The organism is Acidicapsa acidisoli (assembly GCF_025685625.1).
GTDB classification, from domain to species: domain Bacteria; phylum Acidobacteriota; class Terriglobia; order Terriglobales; family Acidobacteriaceae; genus Acidicapsa; species Acidicapsa acidisoli.
In genome coordinates this window covers 704,308-725,166 of record NZ_JAGSYI010000003.1, presented here as the reverse complement: position 1 = coordinate 725,166, position 20,859 = coordinate 704,308, and the positions used below count along the sequence as shown (strand labels likewise).

At 59.4% G+C, this 20,859-nt stretch carries 19 protein-coding genes; 5 read left to right on the top strand and 14 right to left on the bottom strand.

Going from position 1 to position 20,859, the window contains the following annotated elements; translation table 11 throughout:
• Positions 1-9 precede the first annotated feature (9 nt).
• From lysC to OHL23_RS20835, 6 genes are all read right to left on the bottom strand, one after another.
• Positions 10-1,431, bottom strand: a complete 1,422-nt coding sequence (lysC, locus tag OHL23_RS20860; RefSeq protein WP_263353895.1) for a lysine-sensitive aspartokinase 3 — start codon at positions 1,429-1,431, stop codon at positions 10-12.
• Between the two features lie 168 nt (positions 1,432-1,599).
• On the bottom strand, positions 1,600-2,676 hold the full coding sequence (asd, locus tag OHL23_RS20855) for an aspartate-semialdehyde dehydrogenase (RefSeq protein ID WP_263353894.1): 1,077 nt from the start codon (positions 2,674-2,676) through the stop codon (positions 1,600-1,602).
• A gap of 148 nt (positions 2,677-2,824) precedes the next feature.
• On the bottom strand, positions 2,825-3,310 hold the full coding sequence (nrdR, locus tag OHL23_RS20850; protein WP_263353893.1) for a transcriptional regulator NrdR: 486 nt from the start codon (positions 3,308-3,310) through the stop codon (positions 2,825-2,827).
• A 70-nt stretch (positions 3,311-3,380) separates the two neighbouring features.
• Positions 3,381-4,466 carry a lysylphosphatidylglycerol synthase transmembrane domain-containing protein gene (locus OHL23_RS20845; RefSeq protein WP_263353892.1) on the bottom strand — a complete coding sequence of 362 codons (1,086 nt, stop codon included), beginning with the start codon at positions 4,464-4,466 and terminating at the stop codon, positions 3,381-3,383.
• On the bottom strand, positions 4,463-5,284 hold the full coding sequence (locus OHL23_RS20840) for a lytic transglycosylase domain-containing protein (protein ID WP_263353891.1): 822 nt from the start codon (positions 5,282-5,284) through the stop codon (positions 4,463-4,465). Before OHL23_RS20840 ends, OHL23_RS20845 begins: the two co-directional genes overlap by 4 nt.
• Positions 5,285-5,294: 10 nt before the next feature.
• Entirely contained in the window at positions 5,295-6,254 is a 960-nt protein-coding gene (locus tag OHL23_RS20835) for a Cof-type HAD-IIB family hydrolase (protein WP_263353890.1), read from the bottom strand.
• Between the two features lie 121 nt (positions 6,255-6,375).
• On the opposite strand from OHL23_RS20835, the gene OHL23_RS20830 reads away from it, so the two are divergent.
• The 3 genes from OHL23_RS20830 to OHL23_RS20820 all read left to right on the top strand — a co-directional run bounded on the left by OHL23_RS20830 (position 6,376) and on the right by OHL23_RS20820 (position 9,632).
• Positions 6,376-6,588 carry a hypothetical protein gene (locus OHL23_RS20830; RefSeq protein WP_263353889.1) on the top strand — a complete coding sequence of 71 codons (213 nt, stop codon included), beginning with the start codon at positions 6,376-6,378 and terminating at the stop codon, positions 6,586-6,588.
• A 246-nt stretch (positions 6,589-6,834) separates the two neighbouring features.
• A complete protein-coding gene (locus OHL23_RS20825; protein ID WP_263353888.1) occupies positions 6,835-7,119 on the top strand; it encodes a hypothetical protein in 285 nt (94 codons plus the stop codon).
• Positions 7,120-7,196: 77 nt separating this feature from the next.
• The gene (locus OHL23_RS20820) at positions 7,197-9,632 is read left to right on the top strand and encodes an ABC transporter permease (protein WP_263353887.1); all 2,436 of its coding nucleotides are present in this window, start codon (positions 7,197-7,199) and stop codon (positions 9,630-9,632) included.
• A gap of 104 nt (positions 9,633-9,736) precedes the next feature.
• Here OHL23_RS20820 and OHL23_RS20815 read toward each other — a convergent pair whose 3' ends face one another.
• From OHL23_RS20815 to OHL23_RS20780, 8 genes are all read right to left on the bottom strand, one after another.
• On the bottom strand, positions 9,737-10,210 hold the full coding sequence (locus OHL23_RS20815; protein ID WP_263353886.1) for a c-type cytochrome: 474 nt from the start codon (positions 10,208-10,210) through the stop codon (positions 9,737-9,739).
• 185 nt (positions 10,211-10,395) lie between these two features.
• Positions 10,396-10,821, bottom strand: a complete 426-nt coding sequence (locus OHL23_RS20810; protein ID WP_263353885.1) for a type II toxin-antitoxin system VapC family toxin — start codon at positions 10,819-10,821, stop codon at positions 10,396-10,398.
• Positions 10,818-11,051 (bottom strand): hypothetical protein, encoded by a 234-nt coding sequence (locus OHL23_RS20805; RefSeq protein ID WP_263353884.1) that lies wholly within the window; start codon positions 11,049-11,051, stop codon positions 10,818-10,820. Before OHL23_RS20805 ends, OHL23_RS20810 begins: the two co-directional genes overlap by 4 nt.
• 53 nt (positions 11,052-11,104) lie before the next feature.
• Positions 11,105-12,355, bottom strand: coding sequence for an FtsX-like permease family protein (locus OHL23_RS20800; RefSeq protein WP_263353883.1), 1,251 nt, complete (start codon positions 12,353-12,355; stop codon positions 11,105-11,107).
• 32 nt (positions 12,356-12,387) lie between these two features.
• The gene (locus OHL23_RS20795) at positions 12,388-14,742 is read right to left on the bottom strand and encodes a hypothetical protein (protein WP_449701819.1); all 2,355 of its coding nucleotides are present in this window, start codon (positions 14,740-14,742) and stop codon (positions 12,388-12,390) included.
• A gap of 257 nt (positions 14,743-14,999) precedes the next feature.
• Complete coding sequence (locus tag OHL23_RS20790) at positions 15,000-15,875, bottom strand: class I SAM-dependent methyltransferase (RefSeq protein WP_263353881.1); 876 nt, start codon at positions 15,873-15,875, stop codon at positions 15,000-15,002.
• A gap of 441 nt (positions 15,876-16,316) precedes the next feature.
• On the bottom strand, positions 16,317-17,324 hold the full coding sequence (locus OHL23_RS20785) for an NAD(P)-dependent alcohol dehydrogenase (protein WP_263353880.1): 1,008 nt from the start codon (positions 17,322-17,324) through the stop codon (positions 16,317-16,319).
• Between the two features lie 138 nt (positions 17,325-17,462).
• Positions 17,463-19,232 carry a SpoIVB peptidase S55 gene (locus OHL23_RS20780; RefSeq protein ID WP_263353879.1) on the bottom strand — a complete coding sequence of 590 codons (1,770 nt, stop codon included), beginning with the start codon at positions 19,230-19,232 and terminating at the stop codon, positions 17,463-17,465.
• On the opposite strand from OHL23_RS20780, the gene OHL23_RS20775 reads away from it, so the two are divergent.
• Both OHL23_RS20775 and OHL23_RS20770 read left to right on the top strand, forming a co-directional pair.
• Positions 19,207-19,536, top strand: a complete 330-nt coding sequence (locus OHL23_RS20775; protein ID WP_263353878.1) for a hypothetical protein — start codon at positions 19,207-19,209, stop codon at positions 19,534-19,536. The genes OHL23_RS20780 and OHL23_RS20775 overlap by 26 nt on opposite strands.
• Positions 19,536-20,789: a VWA domain-containing protein gene (locus tag OHL23_RS20770; protein ID WP_263353877.1), complete on the top strand. Its 1,254-nt coding sequence runs from the start codon at positions 19,536-19,538 to the stop codon at positions 20,787-20,789. Before OHL23_RS20775 ends, OHL23_RS20770 begins: the two co-directional genes overlap by 1 nt.
• The last annotated feature ends 70 nt before the right edge of the window (positions 20,790-20,859 follow it).

Genomic DNA, 20,859 nt, shown 5'->3' with positions numbered 1-20,859 from the left:
CAGTTGCGATTAGACCTTTGCTGTAGCAGCTTGCCGCGCCTCGACATCAAAGATCTTTGGATCGGGATTTTGAAAGAAAGCCGCGTGCAGTGATCGCACCGCTTCTTCGACATCCTCTTCCTCAATCATAAAGCTCATGTTGATCTCGCTGGCGCCCTGCGAGATCATCCGCACATTGACATGACGAACGGCGGCAAATACCTGCGCCGCTATGCCATGCTGCCCACGAATATCCTCGCCGACCATGCAGATCAGGGCCTTCTGGCCCTCGTATTTTACGTCGGCAATCTTACCCAGATCGTTGGCAATCGCCGGCAGCTTGTCGTTCGAGTCCACGGTGAGCGATACGCTCACCTCGCTGGTCGAAACCATATCCACCGGGCACTGGTGCTTGTCGAAGATATCGAAGATCGCCTTCAAGTACCCGTGCGTCATCAGCATCCGGCTGGCTACGACGTCAATGATCGTGAGCTTTTTCTTCACCGCGATGCACTTGAACGGAGTCTTGCAATGTGGAGCGAGCGAAATAATCCGAGTGCCCTCATTGGTTGGATTGCGCGAGTTGAGCACCAGCACCGGAATATTCTTGCGCACCGCGGGCAGAATCGTGGCCGGATGCAGCACTTTCGCTCCGAAGTAGGCCAGTTCCGCTGCTTCCTCAAAACTGACCACCCGCACCCGCAGAGCATCGGGGCAGATGCGCGGGTCGGTGGTCATGATTCCATTCACATCCGTCCAGATCTCGATTGCCTCGGCATGCAGCGCGCCGCCGATCAGCGCGCCGGTAAAGTCCGAACCGCCGCGGCCCAGCGTCGTTGTGATCCCGGCTTCATTGCTGCCGATGAATCCGCCCATCACCGGCACGCGGCCAGCTTCGAGGTGCGGACGAACCCGGGTTGCGCACCGGTCCTCGATCACCGCATCCTGCGGGATTGCCTTCTGGTATTGCGAATCGGTGATGATTACCTCACGCGAGTCGAGATGGACGCTGTCCAATCCGCGCTCGCGGAAAGCCTGGGCGATGATTACGCTCGAAAGCCGCTCGCCGTAGCTCACAATCAGATCCGAAATGCGTGGCGTCAGCTCCAGAATCGCCGCAAGTCCTCGCAAAACCTCATCGAGAGCATCGAAGTCATGCTCGATGGCGGCTTGCAGCGTTGCGCAGTCCTTCTGTTCTTTCACGAGAGCGGCAGCCGTGTCCCGATGACGGCTCCGGAGCCGCGAACTGATGGCCAGCGCACCGGTTCGATCACCCCGACTGGCTGCGGCCGCGCAAGCCAGCAACTGATCTGTCACCTTGGACATAGCGGACACAACGACAACGGGTGTCTTACCCGCAGCTACGCGGCCCGCTACGATTTCCGCAGTACGTGCAATCGCCGTCGGGTCTTCGACCGACGTACCGCCAAACTTCATTACTACAAGACTCATCCAGCGTCCCTGTCTTTTTCTCTACTCTTCTACGCTTACGACCCTTGGGGAATCCCACCAATGTGGGTACCCATGACTGACTCAACGTGTGCGCTCGAATGCGGGGCCGTCCCAAATGCGGGTGCCCCATCCTTGTCACGCTCTTGGTGACAAGGATGGGATTTCCACCTACGCTCGCTCTGCCGCCAGAGCCACCGGCTCCAGTTTGCCCAGACTCAAGAGCAATTCCGCGTTCACAATTGCCGCCCCGGCTGCACCGCGAATGGTGTTGTGCGAGAGCACCGTAAACTTCCAGTCCAGCAGCCCGCAGGGGCGCAACCGGCCTACGGAAGCTGCCATGCCTCGGCCGCGATTCTTGTCCAGACGCGGCTGCGGCCGATCTTCCGCCGCGATCCACTCGACCGGCTGCTCGGGAGCAGTCGGCAGATTCTGCCCGGCGAGCGGTTTGAACTCAGCCCACGCGGCCAGCATCTCCTCGCGAGTCGCAGGTTTCCGGAGCTTGATGGAAACCGACTCGGTATGCCCATCCTCGACCGCAACGCGATTGCAATGCGCGCTCATTCGCGCGGCAAGAGGAGCAATGTGCTCCCCATCGAGCCTGCCCAGCAGCTTCAGCGTCTCGGCTTCCATCTTCTCTTCCTCGTTCTTGATGAAGGGGACGACGTTGCCGAGAATATCCATCGAAGGCACGCCGGGGTAGCCCGCGCCGCTCACGGCCTGCATCGTGGTGACAAAGATCTGCTCGATGCCAAAACGCTCTTCAATCGGCTTCAGCGCCATCACCAGGCCAATCGCCGAGCAGTTGGGATTGGTCACGATATACCCGCCGGACTCCCGTCGCCAGCTCTGGTCTTCAATCAGATGCAGATGTTCCGGATTCACCTCGGGGATGACCAGAGGCACATTTGGATGCATACGGAAGGCGCTGGAGTTCGAAACCACGGCGCAACCGGCAGCCGCGAATTTAGGCTCCAGTTCGCGGGCGATGTCGGTGTCGAGCGCGGCAAAGATAATCTTCGGCGGGCCGTCCGGGGCCGCCGGCGAGATGGTCATTTTCGCAATGCGCTCGGGGCAGGGAGTATCGAGCCGCCATTTGGCAGCGTCCTCGTATTTCTTCCCGCTGGAGCGGTCGCTTGCCGCGAGCCATGTGATCCGGAACCAGGGATGGTTCTCAAGAAGCTGAATAAAACGCTGCCCGACCATGCCGGTCGCGCCCAGAATGCCGATGGAATGCTTGTTTTGCATAGTAGACCCTTCAGTGTACAGGAGAGTCGATGCTGAGACACGTCTCACTGCCGAAACTCGAACCCATAAAGGCAAAATGGCATGATCGTTCAGGAATGGAAATTCCTGGATATTGAGCGGATATTCTATCGACGGCGAGCCTATGCGGCTATGTCCGCCGTTGCCCCTCGCGATTCGACTCCCGCGTCTGCAGCAGTTGCTCAAGCTCTTCCTTGAACTCACGCACATCCTTGAAATCGCGATAAACGCTGGCGAAACGAATATAGGCAACCGTATCCAGTGTCTTGAGGTTTTCCATGATCAATTCGCCGATCTCGCGGGTGGTTCGCTCGCGCTCCGGAGCATCCATCAGGTAGCTCTCGGTCGCGTCGACAATCGCCTCCAGCTTGCCCGCCGAAACCGGCCGCTTCTCGCAGGCGCGCAGAAGGCCGCTCAGCACCTTATGCCGCTCAAATTTCTCCCGGCGGCCATCTTTCTTGACGACCATGTAGGGGATTTCATCAATGCGCTCGTATGTCGTAAAGCGCCGCTCGCACTTCTCGCACTCGCGCCGGCGGCGAATCGAATCCGCCTCCTTGCTCTCGCGGCTGTCAACGACACGGTCCTGCGCAAACCCACAAAATGGACATTTCATCTTGGGTCTGATTCTACAGGTTGTGCAAAGACCGAATTCGGTAGCGACGGGCTTGAGCGTCAGAAAAGAGCTAAGCCCCGCTAGGCTCCTCAATCGGTCCGTCTTCCTTCAGCGATTCCTCGACGGCCTCCCCGGCATGTTCGCTCTCGGCGGCCACTGTGCGCAGGCTTACGTGCTCAAACTGGGCCCAGATCAGCCCAACCGGCACGATGCCGAGAAAGGTCACCAGCAGCAGCGTCGCGGCACAGGCAGTTGCCGGTTCGGGCGGAACGCCAAAGAAGCTGGACAGAGCCGTTGCGACCACGCCAATCTGTGTGAACCATCCCAGCACCGGAAGCTGGAAGGCGCTCGCGCCGCCGCTGATGGCCATCAGGACCATGCCTTCCGCCAGCGTCAGGGAATTAAGCTGTGGGCTGGCGGTAAATGCTCGCGCGGTCATGATGTAAGCCAGCGTAATCAGCCCCCACATACCCAGCGAAAGAACGAGCGTTATCACCAGATCGCCGGGGCTGCGCAGCGTATTCAATCCAGTCCGGAAGCTGCGAATCTTGTTCCCGATGGCGTGTCCAACGCTCTTGGAAAGAGTGCCAATGGTCCCCTCGAAAAAGCTTGCCACCACGCCACCCGAGACCCGCACCATCACGAGGAACAGCGCTCCGGCAAATGTCCCCGCAAGTCCCCAAAGTCCAACTTTCTTGAAGATCTCAGGATGCGGCAGCGCTCCGGCAGGCGCCAGCAGAATCACCGAAGAGAAGATCAACGCCATCGATCCCGCGTCAAACAGTCTCTCCACGATATAAACCGCGATTTGCGTGCTGAGCGGCAGCCCGGTTTTCTTCGAAACCAGATAAGGGCGGGAAAGGTCGGCAACGCGCCCGACCAGCGCGACAGAACTGAAGCCAATCACCTGTGTCCCCAGCAGCGAAAACAGCCCGACGCGCTTGTTTGGGCGCAGCAAAAGTGCCCATCGCGCGGCGCGGAAGACATAGCCGACGTAGATGCAGGCCAGTCCGATCACAATCTTGCGCCAGTCCGCGCCGGCCAGTTGCGAGCGAAAATTGGCGAAGCTGAAATTCACGTGGTAGTAGGCCCAGACGCCGAGCCCCACCAGCAGCGCCAGAACCACGAGGCTGATGATCAGTTTTCCGTTCTTCAATCGCGTCCCACTCTCTCGTCCTCTGCAGGCCCGGTAGCCATTGAAACACCGCTCGCGCGGCCTGTGCTGGCCAGCGTCTTTTCGCGAGCTGCAATCCTTCGGTTGAACTCGTGTATCACCCGCGCCACGTACAAGCGTGTCTCATGATACGGCGGAATTCCATGATACCGATCCACAGCTAGCGGACCTGCGTTGTAAGCCGCCAGAGCCAGCGCAATGTTGTCGTGGTAGCGGGTCAGCAGCCAGTCCAGATACGTAGTGCCGCCGCGCACGTTCTCGTCCGGAGCAAAGCTGTCGGTAACGCCAAGCTGCTGCGCCGTCCCCGGCATCAACTGCATCAGTCCGCGCGCCCCGGCCCGGCTGGTTGCGCGCACATATCCGCCGCTCTCAGCCTTCACCACACTCGCCAGCAGATCCGCGTCCACGTTGTGCTCCGCGCCTGCCTTGGAAAGCAGTTGATGCATGTCGGTAGCCGTCAGGCGGGCGTCGGGCTTATTGCTGACGGGGGCCGTTGCGGAGTGCTTTGCCGCATCGCCGCCATCCGCCTTCGGCTCCAAAGGCGGATCGGGAACGACCTCAAATCCGGTCACATCTTCCGGCTTCAGTTCCAGGTAATCCGTCTCGTCCGCCGCGTTGGGAAATACCCGAATCCGCCCGTCAACCATCGCATGGTGATTGCAAACAAGGTCAAATCCATTGGCCAGAGTGATCCGCTCCGCCGCAGTGGCCGGAATCGATGCGGTGCAGCCCAGCCCCAGCGCCGTTATAAGCGCAAGAGCTCCGGTCGGGAAAGCCGATATGGAAGGAATTTTCAGCAATTGTCTTCGCTCAAACTCTAGCAGAAACCAGACCGGTGGCAAGGCCTGAATCCAGTCTGGCGATAGCCTCTTCCAGCATCACCGCCACGCCATCCTCCGAGTTCGACGGCCCGATCCGCCATCCGCGCTTCGGAGCAAGAGTGCGCAACTCCTCGGTCGCGTTGCCCATCAGCACGCCCGTTCCCGCCCAGTCCAGCATGGACTCATCGTTCCAGTTGTCGCCAATCGCCATCGTCTCCGCCTGCGCTATCCCCAGCCGTTCGGCGAGCCGCGCCAGCGCCGAGCTCTTCGAAACGCCCTTCGGAAGCAGATCCAGAATGGACAGATCATTACCCGGATACGCCGTCCGGATGCATTCAAACTGCCCCGCCCAGTCGCATATCCTCAGGCGCCGCTCGGCCTCGATCATCTCGGCAATCGTTCCGGCGGCCATGCCTTGAATCAGATCCACATCGTCTCCCAATGCTTCTTCTATCGGCCGAACTTCCTTGAGTGACAACCGGTTTGACTCCACCCATTTGCCCAGACGACCCCTGACCTTGGCGATATCCTCGACGATCAGGTCCGGATTGGCGGCCTTGTCCAGCGTAAAGACCAGCAGCCCGACTCCGCGCAGCACTCCGCACAGCCCGCGCGCAACCTCCGGATTCAGGTGCGTAAAATCGATGCGCTCGCCGGAAAAACTGCGTGTCACTGCACCATTGGACGTGATGAGCGGCGTGTCCGCTCGCAAGCCGACGTCCTGGAGCAGCGGAGCCGTAAAAGCCTGACGGCGGCCCGTCGCAATCGCGACGACGATTCCGGCCTGCTGCGCGTCCCGCAAGGCCCGCTGATTGCGCGCACTTACCACGGTGGAAAAATCCGGCAGCAACGTTCCATCCATATCGATGGCTACGAGACGAATTGGGCGAACGGGGCGATTTGGAGCGGAAAAACCGTTCCGAGACTCAAGGGGGAGGGAAGAATCCATATATCTAAGTTTACCCGGATATCGATGAATACCGATTGAAGACGCTGTCAATGCGAGGCGGAATCGCTGCCGCGAAGCCCAAATGGGCCAGAGATATAGTTCGGCGATGTAATCTTAAGGGGTGGATTCGATCTGCCAGCAATGCCATGCCACCGTCGCGCACTCCGAAGACGCCGCAGTGAATTCAACCACTTGCCCAGCCTGCGGCGGCGCGCTGATCGCCGGATCGCGACCTGATCTTAATCCGGCTGGATCGCCGCCGCGAGTAGTGGATCGTCGAGGCATCGTCCTGCCGCGTCGCCACGCCGTCGGCGGCATCATTACCCCGCGTTAAGGCCAGTCAACCCTGCGTCTCTGAAGGCCAATCGCGGAATGCTGGATGCAGCCTTCCGGCCACTCGTCCGGAACCGGACACTTCCGTTCGCGAACGGTCAGTCGGCCGCCGTTTCCCGGTATTTTCATCCCGCGCAAGTCATCGTCTTATCAAAGATTTAGTCCAATCTGAGGAATGGAACTCCACGTGTATATGCAGTAGGGCGTCGCACGGCTTGAAAGCCCGGACGACACAGCAATGAGGTGCATGATGCAACGTCGATCTCGGAAGTTCGCAGGATTCCTGCAACGACACGGATCTCTTGTTCTCGCCGCCGGAGTCATGGCCATCATGGTGAATCTTACGGGGGTCGCTCTCCGGGTCCGCCCGCATGTCCACCCGCTCGTTTCTGACCACCGCGTCCTTTGCTCGCTCAAGAGCAGCGTGAATCGCGGCAAATCGCTTTCCGGGCAGATCTTTGATTCCCGCTCTGCGGCAAGCCGCATCGACCGCATCGTCTCCGGTGCGCTCCAATTCGCTTCTTCTCTCTAAAGATTTGTACCGGTTGCCGGGGTGGTGCTGCCGTCTGCAACTCCAATCTATTCATGTGTCGAAATCGAGGGCCGAAGATGACCAATCTGATGCGAAACATCCGATTCAGCCTGCGCATGGTGCTCAAAAACAGCGGCCTCACCCTGGCCGTGATCCTCACGCTCGCTTTGGGAATCGGCGCAACCACGGCCATCTACACGGTCGTCTATAGCACTCTCCTCGAACCGATGCCGTATCCCAACCCCGACCAGTTGGTGATGGTCTGGTCGAATATTTCCGGTCACAACAACGTCATGTCCGCCGGCGACTTCCTTGACTGGCGGCGTGAAAGCAAGTCCTTCCAGCAACTGATCGCCATGCAATGGACCAGCTTCAATCTGGCCACCAAAGACGCTCCGGAACAGGTGCAGCACTCCCTGCAGTGCTCGCCCGGTTACTACAATATGCTCGGATACCACTTCCTCATGGGCCGCGATCTGTTGCCGCAGGAGGAAGTGCCCGGCAAAGACCATGAAGTCGTCCTCAACTACAAGATGTGGAACCGCCTTGGTGCTGACCTCGCGATTCTTGGTAAGAGCCTTCGCATCGACGGCGAACCGTATACGGTTGTCGGAGTTCTGGCACCGGGTATCGGAGACAAGGGAGCGGATGTCTCCGCTCCGCTGACGATTCCGTTGGCCTTCCACCCCGATCAGATCAACCATGACTACCACTGGCTCATCACCATGGGCCGGCTCAAGTCCGGCGTGACGTTGCAGCAGGCCCAGTCTGAAATGGATGGCGTGGCCCGTAATATCGCGGCCGCCTATCCTGATTCCAACACAGACTGGGGAGTCAGGATCGAGCCGCTGCACAACGACTTCCTGCCAAAGGAGCGAATCCAGAATCTATGGCTGCTTCTCGGCGCAGTGGGATTCGTCCTGCTCATCGCCTGCGTCAACATCGCCAACCTGTTGCTAGCCAAGGGCGCGGCGCGGCAGCGGGAGATCGCAGTGCGCGGCGCTCTCGGCGCATCGCGCGGACAGGTATTCACGCAATTTCTGACCGAGAGCCTGATCCTTGCTGTCCTCGGAGGCGGCCTCGGCGTTGGCCTGGGTTCAATCCTGCTCCGCATCCTTACCGTCCTCATACCCGACGGAACACTGCCCACCGAGGCAGTTCTGAAACTCGATCCGCACGTGCTGCTGGTGGCTCTCGGCGCAACGACGCTGTCCGGGCTTCTCTTTGGCTGCGCGCCGGCCTGGTACGCGATGCGCATCGATCCCTGCGAAGGACTGAAGGACGGCGGACGCAGCGGCGTTGGAACAGGAAGCCACAAACTCCGCCGCGCGCTTATCGTCGGAGAACTCGCCCTTGCGCTCACCTTGCTGGCTGGCGCCGGATTGGCCATCCATAGCGTCTGGAACCTGTCCCGAGTCGACCTAGGCCTGCGCACCGATCACGTCCTTACCTTCCGCCTCAACCATCCCGCAGGCCGCTTCAAAGATCCGGCGGAGATGGCCGTCTATTACCGGCAGATGCTCGACGCGATGCACTCCGTAGCTGGCGTTACCGAAGTGGCCGCCGTGACGGGAATGCCCCTCCAATACCACAGCGACGGCATGGGCTTCACCATCATCGGCGGACCCACGTATGCCGACCGCTCCAAGCGTCCCGATGTCGGCTTCCAGTCTGTCACTCCGGACTACTACAAGACCTTCGGCATCCAGATCGTCCGCGGCCGAGGCTTTACCGATCAGGACAACGCCGCCGGCGTGCGCGTAGCCATCGTTAACGAGGAGTTTGTCCGTCACTATCTGAAGGGGCTGGATCCATTCAAACAGCGCCTGTCAATCGACGAAATCATTCCCGGACAGCCCAAGCTAGGTCCTTCGGTGGAATGGCAGATTGTCGGCATCTCCCGCACCGTTCGCTACGGAGACCTTCGCGAAGACAGTCCCGCGATGGATGTGCCCTTCGCCCAATCGCTAGGAGCGGATGCAACGATCGGTCTGCGCACACAATCCGACCCGGCGGCCATGGCGAAGGCTGCCGCTGCCGCCGTTCACTCCGTCGATTCGGAGATAGCGCTTGCAGACGTGGCCACCATGGACCAGGTCAAGAAAGATGCCCTGAACGACGACCGATTCACCATGGATCTTTATGCCGGATTTGCTTTCGTCGCGCTGGTCCTTGCGGCGGTTGGCATTTATGGCTTGATGGCCTTCACCGTCTCCCAACGCACCCAGGAGATCGGCATCCGCATGGCCTTCGGAGCAAGCCGCGCCAATGTTGCGCGCCTGATCGTCCGCCAGGGAGCCATGCTTGCCTCGATTGGGCTGGTTCTGGGAGTAGGCGGATCAATCGCCGTGGGCCGCCAGATGCAAAGCACTCTCTACGGAGTCGGCGCGCTGGATGTGTCGGTCATTGCATCGGTCGCCGCAATCCTCTTCGCTACGGCGCTCGTCGCGTCCTATTTGCCCGCTCGGCGCGCTTCCTCAATTGATCCAATGAAGGCGTTGCGATCCGAATAGCTTGTTGGAAAAGACTGGGCGGCCCAAGGCAAAATCCTCAACCTCGGCCCGCGTACATCGATACATCAAAGCAAACTCTCGCGCAGAGAGGCTGCGTGCGCCTGTTAGTTTGACGCCGACGTGCTTGCCGAACCACCCTTCGCGAGACTCCGCACATAGATAACGAGTTGCCACACATCGTCATCCTTTGCGCGGGCGGCCTCTTCCGGAGGCATCTTGTCCTTGCCCTTCCGGATGAGATCGAATAGATCGCTGTCCGACATGCCCGCAAGCGACTTCGGGTCTGTAAGATCTTTCATCGTAAGCTGCATGTCCTTGGCGAGGTCGGTCTTTCCATCCCCACTGGCTCCGTGACACAGGGCACAATCAAATCCGTACGTCTTCTTGGCTTTTGCCTGTGATTCGGCGGTAGGTTTGACGGGGTTCTTGGGGCCGGGCGCAGCCTGCGCAGGCGGTGCGGCCGGCTCCTGCGGTAAATGGCCCGCATTCGCGGTGGAAGCAGCCGCGAACAAGATTAACGAGGGGAAGATCACCGAGGACAAGATACCCGAGGGAAGGTGCAGCAATGACCGGAACATGTCGCCTCCTCAGTTGCAGGTGTCGAATAGAGGCATCTGGCAGCTGATTATTTTTCAGGCCGAATTATAGGCCCAATTGGCTGGCAAGAGAGCGATCATCCTCACGATAGGAATATTTAAGCGTACCCCCAGGCGCCGGTGAGTGGGGCGTCTCGAAATATCCGAAGTTCAATTTGAGAGGGAGGCTATATCGTGGTCAGACCCTCAGCCTCAGCTAACCGTGCTTGTCTCTGATCAAAGGTCCAAAAATTGTCTGCTTGAAGTTCCAAGGCAGCGGCTACGTGCAGCGAATCGAGTGTCCGTACGCCTAGTCTCGCGACGTGCCTCCGTGCGAGGCGTTCACACGTGACAAAAGTTTCTTTGGGCTGCTCAGTGAGTATCCAGATTCCGTGAGCGCGATCCTGTTCGAAAGCCTCGGTCACCAAGTCTGCTTCATACGAGGTTATCGTACCCCGAAACACATATTGCTGAATCGCGTGCACGAGTTCAACTGCTTGGAATGGCGTGAGCCAAACGCCGGGCTTGAGCGCCATGCGGCGAGCTACTTCCGGCGAATGCCGATCCTGGAGATAGTGCGCGACGAAGAAGCTGCTGTCTGCATAAATATTCAATAGCGGCTGTTCTCTCTATCCTCGAGCAACTGGTCGACTGCCGGAAGTATCCGGTCGCCGAAGATTGCTTTCCGTCGCGCCTCAAAGTCCGGCCACTCGATCGGCTGTTTCGCAGTCTCCTCCGGAACAATGCGCGCCAGAACCTTGTCCCGCTCGCGCAACTCCACTGTCTCCCCGGCTTTGAGCCAGGCCTTGAGCTGCCGGGTATCACGAAGCTGTCGGAGATTCACAGAATGCATACTGACAATGTGGCACAATAATGCGACACAAGTCAAAACCAGCTCTACTCGTAGCGCAACGCCTCAGCGGGCAGAATAGCCGCCGCGGTCGACGAGGGATATACGGTTGCAAGCAGGGAAACACCAATCGAAACAAGAGCCACCAGCACGCCGTCCCGCCAAGAAGGCGCAAAGGGCAGCGTGTCTATGTTATAAACCGCTGCCGACAGGTGGATGAAGTGGTAATGCCCACCCGCCCACGAAGCAACATACCCCATCACAAGTCCGGCTGCCGTTCCCAGCAGACTGATCAACAGCCCTTGCATCAGAAAGATCCGCCGCACCTGGCCCGGTAGAACCCCAAAGCTCATCAGCACGGCGATATCCCGCGTCTTCTCCATCACCATCATGGTCAGGGCGATCAGAATGTTCAGCGCCGCGACCAACACTATCAGCCCGATGATGATGAAAGTCACCGTTTTTTCGAGCGCGAGCGCAGTGAACAGCTCCCTGTTTTCGTCCATCCAGTTCGAAGTCTGAAAGCCCTTGCCAGCGGCCTGCTCAATCTCCCGCCCGACGGCTTCGGCTTGGTCGAGATCGTCAATTTTGAAGTTGATCACGGTGATCACATCCGGCTCGCTGAACAGCTTCTGCGCATCCGAAAGCCGCAAAAAACCCGTCGCCGAGTCGTACTGGTAGAAGCCTGAATGAAAGATGCCCGCCACGCGAAACTTCCGGTAGCTCGGGATCACCCCCAGCGGCGTCAGTTCCCCTTGCGGGCTCGTCGCCATCACCGAATCTCCGACCGAAACGCCGAGGGTCTCCGCCAGTTCGTTGCCGATCACCAAAGGAGGCAGCGCCGCATCCGCCGAGTCCAGCGAGCTTTCTCCCGGAGCCAGATCCGCCGCCGACCCTGTCGTAATCATGCCCAGCAGATCACTCACGGTCCGCTCCTGCGCCGGGATAATCGCTTTGAGCAGCGCAAAACCGGCTCGCGGCCCGTTCGAAATCATCACTTGCTCGTACATCCCCGGCGCTGCGGCCATGACATGCGGCAGATGGCGCATCCGTTCCAGCAGCGGCTCCCAGTTGTGGATGCCGTCGTTCTTCACCCGCATCAACGTCACATGCGAGGTGCTGCCCAGCAGGCGATCCTGGAAATCGCGCTGCATTCCATTCGTGATGGCCAGCGCCACCACCAGCGCCGCCACTCCCGCCGCCACTCCGGCGACGGAAATCAGCGTAACCAAGCCGACGACAGCCTGCCGGCGCTTGGCTCGCAGGTAGCGGATCGCAATGTAAAGCTCAAATCGCATCTTGAATCAAATCTTGATCGCGGGAGGCGCGGTTATTTCTCCTCGGAGGTTGCTGGAGCTTTCGTGGCGGGCGGCACAATGATCTTTGCCGTCGCCATGTTGTCGTGCCGGTCGTACGCCCGGACGGTGATCAGATGCTCCGGCTCAGGCCCCGCATCCGCGACCCCAGCCAGAGGAGCAGGCAAGGGAACCGCGACATAGTAGTGTTCTTCCTTCGAATCCGAAAGTGCGCCAACCGGCTCGATGTACTGCCATGGCCCCGCATCCAGAGAATATTCCGCATGGCTGATCGGCGACGCCGCATCCACGGCCTCGAAACTCAACGGAATGCTCAGCGTCCGAGGACACGGCGATTGCTTGCAGTCGCCCGGCGCAGCCGGCCCGGCCTTCATCGCAGAGATCATCGGCGGCGTTGTATCCAGTTCAAATCGCTCGCTGATAATCTCTCCGGTCAACACCTCGCCAGGCGCATGAGCAGGAGCGTCGCTCGCGACCACCCGAATCTGATACCCGCCGTCCGGGAAGGCAGCGCCATCAAAACTGTAGACCTTGTCGGTCAGCCCCTTCTTGAGCGGCCTCCAAATATGCTCGCCGTCGCCGCGCAGATACAGGTCGTAAATCATATCGTCGCCGTCATCGTCATGAGCGGTCCAGCGTACCGTCACTGCAGTGCGGTCCTTTTGCGCCTGAATCGGCGTGGAGGCGTTTGCTGTATTGGCGTCAAAAACCGTCCCGGTGTTTGCACTGGGAAACGCGATGGTCACCGTCCCCTGTTGTCCCGCCTGCTGCGCTTGCGGATTGATGCGCGCACCCGGTACTACGATCACCTCATCCACCACCGGAGCCGAGTTCAGGGGCAGATAATTCACGCCTATCCCGCTGACCACGCCGCCGCCGCTCAGCACTGCCTTCCATTGCAGGTAGCGCCCGGCCGGGGAAGCGATCTTTCCGTCGGCGGTCTGCTGCCAGTCGCTCCATCCCCAGTCTTTTTCGTTGCGGGCCGGCTGCTCCACGTTGCCGGATCGCGTCCAGATCTCAAAGCCCTGCGATCCGGGATCGACCTCGACCCGTCCCCACCGCGACATCGCTCCGGCGTCCAGCACATCGCTGGCGTAGAAATGCTCTGCCTTTTCGGAGCTTGAAGAGCTGCCGTTCGTCAGCCGGTACAGCCTGCCAGTATTTGCTGTGCCAACCAGCCAGCCATTCGGTGTAGTGGCGAGGGCCACAGCCTGCTGCGCTTCCAGATGAGCCACATCGCTGTAGCTGCCATCCGCGTGAATGGTGAAGATGCGCCCGCGATTGCCGGTCAGCGCCGTCAGTCCATCTGCTGTCGCGGCAAGCTGATACACAATCTCATCCTTGCCCGCCCACAGTTTGCGCGGAGCCTGGTTCGGCGAAAGCGCGTAGAGTTCGGAGCCTTCCGGCAGCACTGTGCTGGCATTGGCTGCCTGCACCGATGCGGGTTGCACAAAGCTGATGGTGATCCCGACGTTTCCGCTCTGCACCGGCAGCGGAGGCAGAGGATTATGGCTCTTGTCGCCCACGTCCGCCGCATAAATCGTGCCGTCCACGCCGACGGCGACCGCTGTAACCTCCCGGCGCGGCGCGCTGAAGAGCACATAGCCCTTACCGTTCGGGCTGATGCGATAGACCAGCCCCGAGCCATCCGTCCCGGCAATCAAATTGCCGGACTTGTCCCACGCCAGCGAACGAATATGCTGCTCATCGCTCTTGAAAAACAACTCGGCAACCGGCCGCGACTGACTCACGTTCACGCGATAGACGGCGCCCGGCCCGCCGGTAGCAACATACAACCGCCCGGCCCGATCGAAAGTCATATCCCAGATGTACTTCGCCTTGCCGTCGGTCTTTTTTGTGTCCGTCGTATCTGCGTTGGCTGCCTTATGTCCTTCTTTATCCGGATTAATATCGGACTCAGTCTTGTTCAGATCAAAAACGACTTCCGCGGTCGCTTCATCCACCACGGTCGAGGCATCGGGCTTGATCCGATATACCTTCCCATCCGGAATCGTCGCCGCATACAGCGCTCCATCCGGCCCAACCCGCACCACCTGCACCGCCAGCGCCTTGCTATCGAATAACTTCACAAATCCGGATGCATTGGATGAAACTGTCCCATTAGGCTCAACCCGCAGCACCGTCGCCGGGGAGCCGGTTCCGAGAAACGCGGTTCCCGATTTGTCCGTAGTCACCGACCACACAAAACTAGAGGGCGTCGTCAACAGCGCTGTCGCCGAAGGCCCGTTGCGCAGCTTGCCGTCGCTGCCGATCTGTACCCCCTGCGGCGTCCCTTTTTCAAACTCCTCAAAGCGGGACTGTGTCCAGAGCCGCGTACCCTGCGCATGGATAGACGCGCCTGGCGACAAAAGCACAATTCCGCAAAATACCAGGGCGGCGGGGATGAAGGGCCTTACAGGCGCAAGGCTGGAAAAGGTTGGCAACCTCAGGAATTGACGGCTTCTACCGAAGAAATTCATTCTGAGGCTGAGTTTACTAGAACAGTCCGCAATCCGGCCCATTCCGAATCGAGCGGTGGTGGGTCAATTTGAAGAGCACGGGCTTCAGCCCGTACATTAAGCCCGGCAATATAAAAGGGCTTTAGCCCCTGAGGATCGGTCTTTTTTCAAACTGGCCCACTGGCAATCAAGCCGTGTGCAACAGGCTGCTTCAGAATAATTCCGAATAACCCCTTCTGATTAAACCGCCGAAGATCTGGGTGAAGTGGTTCCGCTTCGCAAATCAGCGAGAGTTCGGGGGCAAATGCCTGGGTGAAGGACCGAAAGCCCCAATTTGCATCCACATCATCCACGACAAATGCGCCGTTGGTGCCCATGGCCTCCCATGCTCGATCCAGCTCGAAGCGTACGTTGCGTTCGCTGTGCAGGCTGTCGTGGATGAAGAGATCGATCTTGCCAAGATAAGAAAGCAGCTCGGGGAGTCGCCGCCTGCTGGAGCCGGAGAGATAGGTCCATCGGTCGATCCCATGTTCGCCAATGGCGGCGCCGACCTGATTGCGCCAGAACCTGTCCACTGGAGGAAGATCGATACTCCAAAGGTGTCCGTCCCCGTTTCTCGCCAATGCTTCCAGAATGCACCGAGACGTGACGCCATGCGCGACGCCCGTCTCGACGACCTTTTCCGGTTTCGTGTGGCGAATCAGGCACCATATCGCTCTCACCAATCCGGCATCGCCGTCATTCCACCATTGAAAACTCTCTGGGCCAGGGCGAATTCCTTTCGCTTGCAGCTCCCGGATGATCCCTGACCATAAAGTCCAGAACTCGGAAGCCTCCTCGCATGGCCACGGAACACCCAATGACTCATGCAGCCGCTGCTCCCAATCGTCGTTGGATTCGTATTGATACTTTGGCCTGTCTCCCTCGCGCGCAGCCGCATACTCGTCCTGGATCGTCATCCAAAGTTGAAGAGGATCGGCCGCTATATCCGCAACCGTGACGACAGGATGCTTCAGAAAATAACGCACAGGTATCCCCAACATCTTTCACACTCCCTGGCGCAGTGCCAATCTGCTTACAGCGTTGACGATTGGGGGAAATGGGGCCCGGGGCACTCAAAAAAGCCCGTCGCACAACAAACCAGATTTTCCGGATGCTCGCCCTGAAGAAGGGTCTCTCAGTCCAATGTTGAAATCCGAGTTGCGCGTCTCGAAAGGTGTTTCACTTAGGAGCGGAGAAGCAAATTTTTCTCCGGCAGGTGAAGGCCGTGCCTTGAATCAGGGAGTTGGAAGTTGAATGTGTACGTCCCTTGATTCGGATTTGGCAGGCGATATTCAACTCACACGCAATCCATTCAGGAAAACAGAGCCCAAATCAGGTCTGACGCCGAAGATCTTTTTTCGGGAGTTCAACCCGGTGTCTTGTTTGACCTGTTGCGTTGTCAGACGATCATAGCTCGTTTTGCGAACAACATCGTTAAATTTCTAGTTCGCCAGGACGGCCCGATACCGCACCTTATTCTTTTTCACCTTGGCGATCGCCTCATTCACCTTGGCCATCGGGGAGACCTCCGTTTGCGCCTTCACCCCATGCCGCGCGGCTACATCGAGCATCTCCCGCAGCAGGTGCGGGCTGCCGATGGGGCTGCCGGTGATGGTGCGTATCCCGGCAACCAGCGGAAAGGCGTTGACCGAAACCGCTGATGGAGGAACCCCGACGAAGCACAGCGTTCCCGTCGGCCTGAGCGATTGAATGTAGGAGTTCCAGTCCTGATCCGCATTGATGGTGGTCAGAATAAAGTCAAAGGTTCCCGCCACATCGCGCACCGCGCGAGACTCGCGCGTATTCACGAAGCCATGCGCGCCCAGCGCACGCGCCTCCTCTTCTTTGGCGGCCGAGGTTGAAAATGCCGTCACCTCCGCCCCAAAGACCCGCGCAAATTGCAGCGCAATGTGTCCCAGTCCGCCAATGCCGACGACTCCCACGCGTGACGAGGGATTGACGCCGTGCGCCCGAAGCGGGTTGTACACCGTTATTCCCCCGCACAGCAGGGGAGCCGCGCCCTCGCTCGAAATTGCGTCGGGAATCGGAATGGCGAAACGCGCGTTCACGCGAACTGCCTGCGCGTAGCCGCCATTTCGGCGCACACAGGTAGCTTCCATGGATGGGCACAGATTTTCCATCCCCCGGCTGCACCACTCGCACAAGCCGCAGGAGTTCGACTGCCAGCCCACACCCACCCGCTGCCCAACCTCAAGCGACGTCACATCCGGCGCGGCCGCCACGACCGTTCCGACAATCTCGTGCCCTGGAATGAACGGATACTGGCTGATGCTCCAGTCATTGGAGATCAGGTGCAGATCGCTGTGGCAGACGCCGCAGTGCGAGATGCGAATCTCCACTTCCTGGGGGCGCAATTCGCCGGGATCATATCGAAAAGGAAGAAGTTCTGCGCCTGCCGCATGAGCTGCAAGTCCTTGAATAAGCGCCATAAGCGTTCTGAAAGCCTCGAAGAAAGCGGTAGGGAGCTGCCCAGATTTGTCTACAATGACCAGCCCGTCAAGCCGTGATTTCCCTCAACCTGAGGCGAAACCTCGGATCAGGAAACGATCGACCACGAGTACGTGACCTTAGTTTAACCCGCCTCCGGCCTCTACGCGCAGGGTAAGTAGCTGTTGTCCGCTCAATACCCCTCCAGCAGGCGCAGTCGCCGCCACCACAATCGACTCGCCGTGCAGACCCACCTCTACCCCGCTGCGTTGCGATTCCAGGGTATTGGCCATCGACAGTGGCAGGCTGTCGAGTGTGCTCCCGTCCATTGATGCCTGCGATTCCGGCAGCAGCAGGCTCACATATAACTGATCTGCGGCGTGCTGACTCCGGAGCCGCGCCGACACAGCGGCTTCGCCCCCGGTTTTCCCCGCCGGACGGGCCGCGTCCAGCGTCCGGTCCAGGGCGGATGAACTGCCCACCATCAGACGAATATTGCCTGGCTCCAGCCGCGCCGGAAGCGTGATCGGAATCCGCACATTGCGCGCCGGCTGCTCCCAGGGCCGCAAAGTCGCTTCCACCTCCACCGTATCCCCGGCATGAACAATGCTCGAAGAAACCAGCCGAACGCTCTCCAACTCCGTCCGCAGATCGCGCGGAATCACCTCGATATGCAGCCGCACCCCCTCCATCGGCTGCTGCCGCGTGGCGTTCGCGTACAAGCGGTTGAAGCTGTCCGCAACCCCAAACGCCGCCGCAAGCTGGGAGGCCATCGACTCGCCCGGCGTGCCCCAGGCATTTACCGGAACCGGAGACATTCCATGCACCGTGATATCGCCGGTCACGTGGTAGCTGGTCTCGGCTGAGCTTTCATTCGATTCGAGAAGGATCTGGTAGACGGAGACCAGCACCGCCTGGGCCGTGAGCGCGGGCAGGTCCAGTACTTCGATCTTCCGCTCCAGTGCGTCCTTACCGTTGCCAACCGAGATCGAAACCGGAATCATCCGCGCCGTTGCACCCATCACGCCGCCGATAGCCGCGTCCCGATCCTCCGTGAAGGCCCCGATCACCTTGCCTGTATTCACAATCTTGAAGGCATTCAACGGTGAAGCCAACGTCGCCACAACCTCGGTTGAGGTCATTGGCAGCGAAACAGGACCAGCCTGCAGCACTGGGTGACCACAAGCCAGAAGCTGCTTGGGATCGACATAGGTTACGGTGCAAGTGGCGGCAATCTCCAGATCTCCGCGCACGAGCTGCAGACTTACGGCAGAACCAGGCACGATGGGCCCAAAGTCGCCGCCAACCCCGTCATCGGATGTCCCGCCGCCAACCATTCCCCCGCCCGCCGAAATCATATCCAGACCTGTTCCGGCCACCTGGTCCTTCCAGACGCGGATCGCCTCAGGCTGAAACCCGCTCATCAGCAGCGGCGTTTCCATGGCGGAAAAAGTCAGCCCACCGGAGTCGATGCCGCTGGTCTGGGGCTGGTTGCCATGATCGGCGATTTGCAGCGGCGCCTCATTGGTCAGAGTTCGTACCGGCAGATCCCGCACTTCCAGCATCTGCTCAATCGGCGTGATCCCGGCAATCGGCTCCTTGCTGAACTGTCCGATCCGATAAGAAAGCGCTCCTGCCAGTTTGCCGTCAATATATACGGGGCTGCCGCTCATGCCCGCGACCACGCCCGTATACTCCGGCTTGGCTCCATGCAATCTGGCCAGGATCAGATCACGATGCGGGCCGCGCGCTCCATGCAGCACCCCAAGAATCTCCACATCCATCGGCTCCGGCACTGTGCCCTGAAAAACAGTCCACGCCGTCCCCTGCAATCCCCGATGCACTTGGCTCAGCGGAAAAATGCCGACGCTGGAGGGCGGAGGCATGGCAGCCGAAGCAGCGGTAGCCAACTCGGCAGTCTTCTGCGCCTGCGCGATTCCTGAGGTGCTTCCTGCGGCAATTATGGAAGCCATACCAAAAACAGCAGCGAAAAATTCGATGGAAGAGGTTTTCTTAAAGCGATTGCACACGTCTACCAGATTAGACGCTGTGGCCGAGCGTGCGCAGCACAGTATTTTCTTTGAAAAGAAACAAATGCTGGCGGGTTCGGCAAGGCTCGCGATCGGGTCCAGCGTGAATTCCGTCGCACACGCCGTCACCCATTCGCCGTATGCTGTTCTGAGCCCGTATCCTTTGTTGTCAGTGAGGTTGTGATGTTCAGGATGAATCGCCGGTTTCGTCGTCTCTCCAATATCTATTCCAGTGGCCTCCATCTTTCCCGCCGTCTTTGCTCCCAATTTTGTCTGGCCGCCTTTCTGGTCTCGCTCGTTTCCGTCGGTTTTGCACCGCGGCTTCTTGCTCAATCGACCCCTCCGACTCCGCCGCCCACACAACAACCGGACACGGCCAGCCCTGACGCAGGCGGTCCAGGCGGGGACAACGGCCCCATCGTAGTGCCGAAGAAAAAGGCGACACCGGAAGACGCCGACACCCCACCGCCCGCCCCCGTCGCTCCTAAAATCAGGAATCCCCCAAACATGCCGTCCGTCTCGCTGCACGTCGATGTGCCCGAAGTCACCGTGGACGTGGGCGTGCTCCTCGAAAAGACCCACCAGTTCGTCCCCAATCTCAAGGCCGCCAACTTCCGCGTCTTCGAGGACGGCAAGGAGCAGAAGGTCATCGGTTTCAAGCGCACCGAGGCGCCCATCACCGCGCTTCTCATCTGCGAGTTCGCAGCCACTAACTACCAGTTCATCTACGACATGCGCAACGCTGCCTTCTCTTTCGCGCAGCAGCTCCGGCCCCAGGACTATGTCGCTATGATGACCTTCGACATGCGCACCCAGATCGTGACTGACTTCACCCAGGACAAGCGCCAGATCCTCGAGTCCATCAACTCCCTGCGCATTCCTGGCTTCTCTGAGCGCAATCTCTTCGACGCGCTTTACGAGGGTCTCGACCGGGTCAGCCGTATTGAAGGGCAGAAGTACATCATCCTGATCGCCTCTGGCCGCGATACCTTCTCCAAGATCACTCTCGACAAGATCATGGACAAGATCCGGAAAACCCCCGACGTCACGATCTTCACGGTCTCGACCGGAGCAGTGGCCCGCATCATGTCCGAGGGCCGCGGCCGTGGCGGCTTTGGCGGCGCGGAGATGGATTACCTGCAGGCCGACAACCAGATGCAGACCTTCGCCCGAATGACTGGCGGCATGTTCTTTGCGCCCCGCTTCGTCGCTGAAATGCCGGACGACTTCAACGCTATCAACCAGGCCATCCGCTCCAAGTACGAACTCGTGTATCACCCGCTCAACTCTGCGCAGGACGGAACCTTCCGAAAACTCCAGGTGCAACTGGTCGATGACGAAGGTCATCCGCTGCAGATTCAGGACGAAAAGCACAAACCGCTTAAATATGAGCTGATCTACCGCAATGGCTACCGCGCCCACCAGGAAGTCGAATAGCTAGAGCCTCACTTTGACTCACCCAGATCTCGATTGTTGAGACCTGGGTGATCGAGTCAATCACGCCACA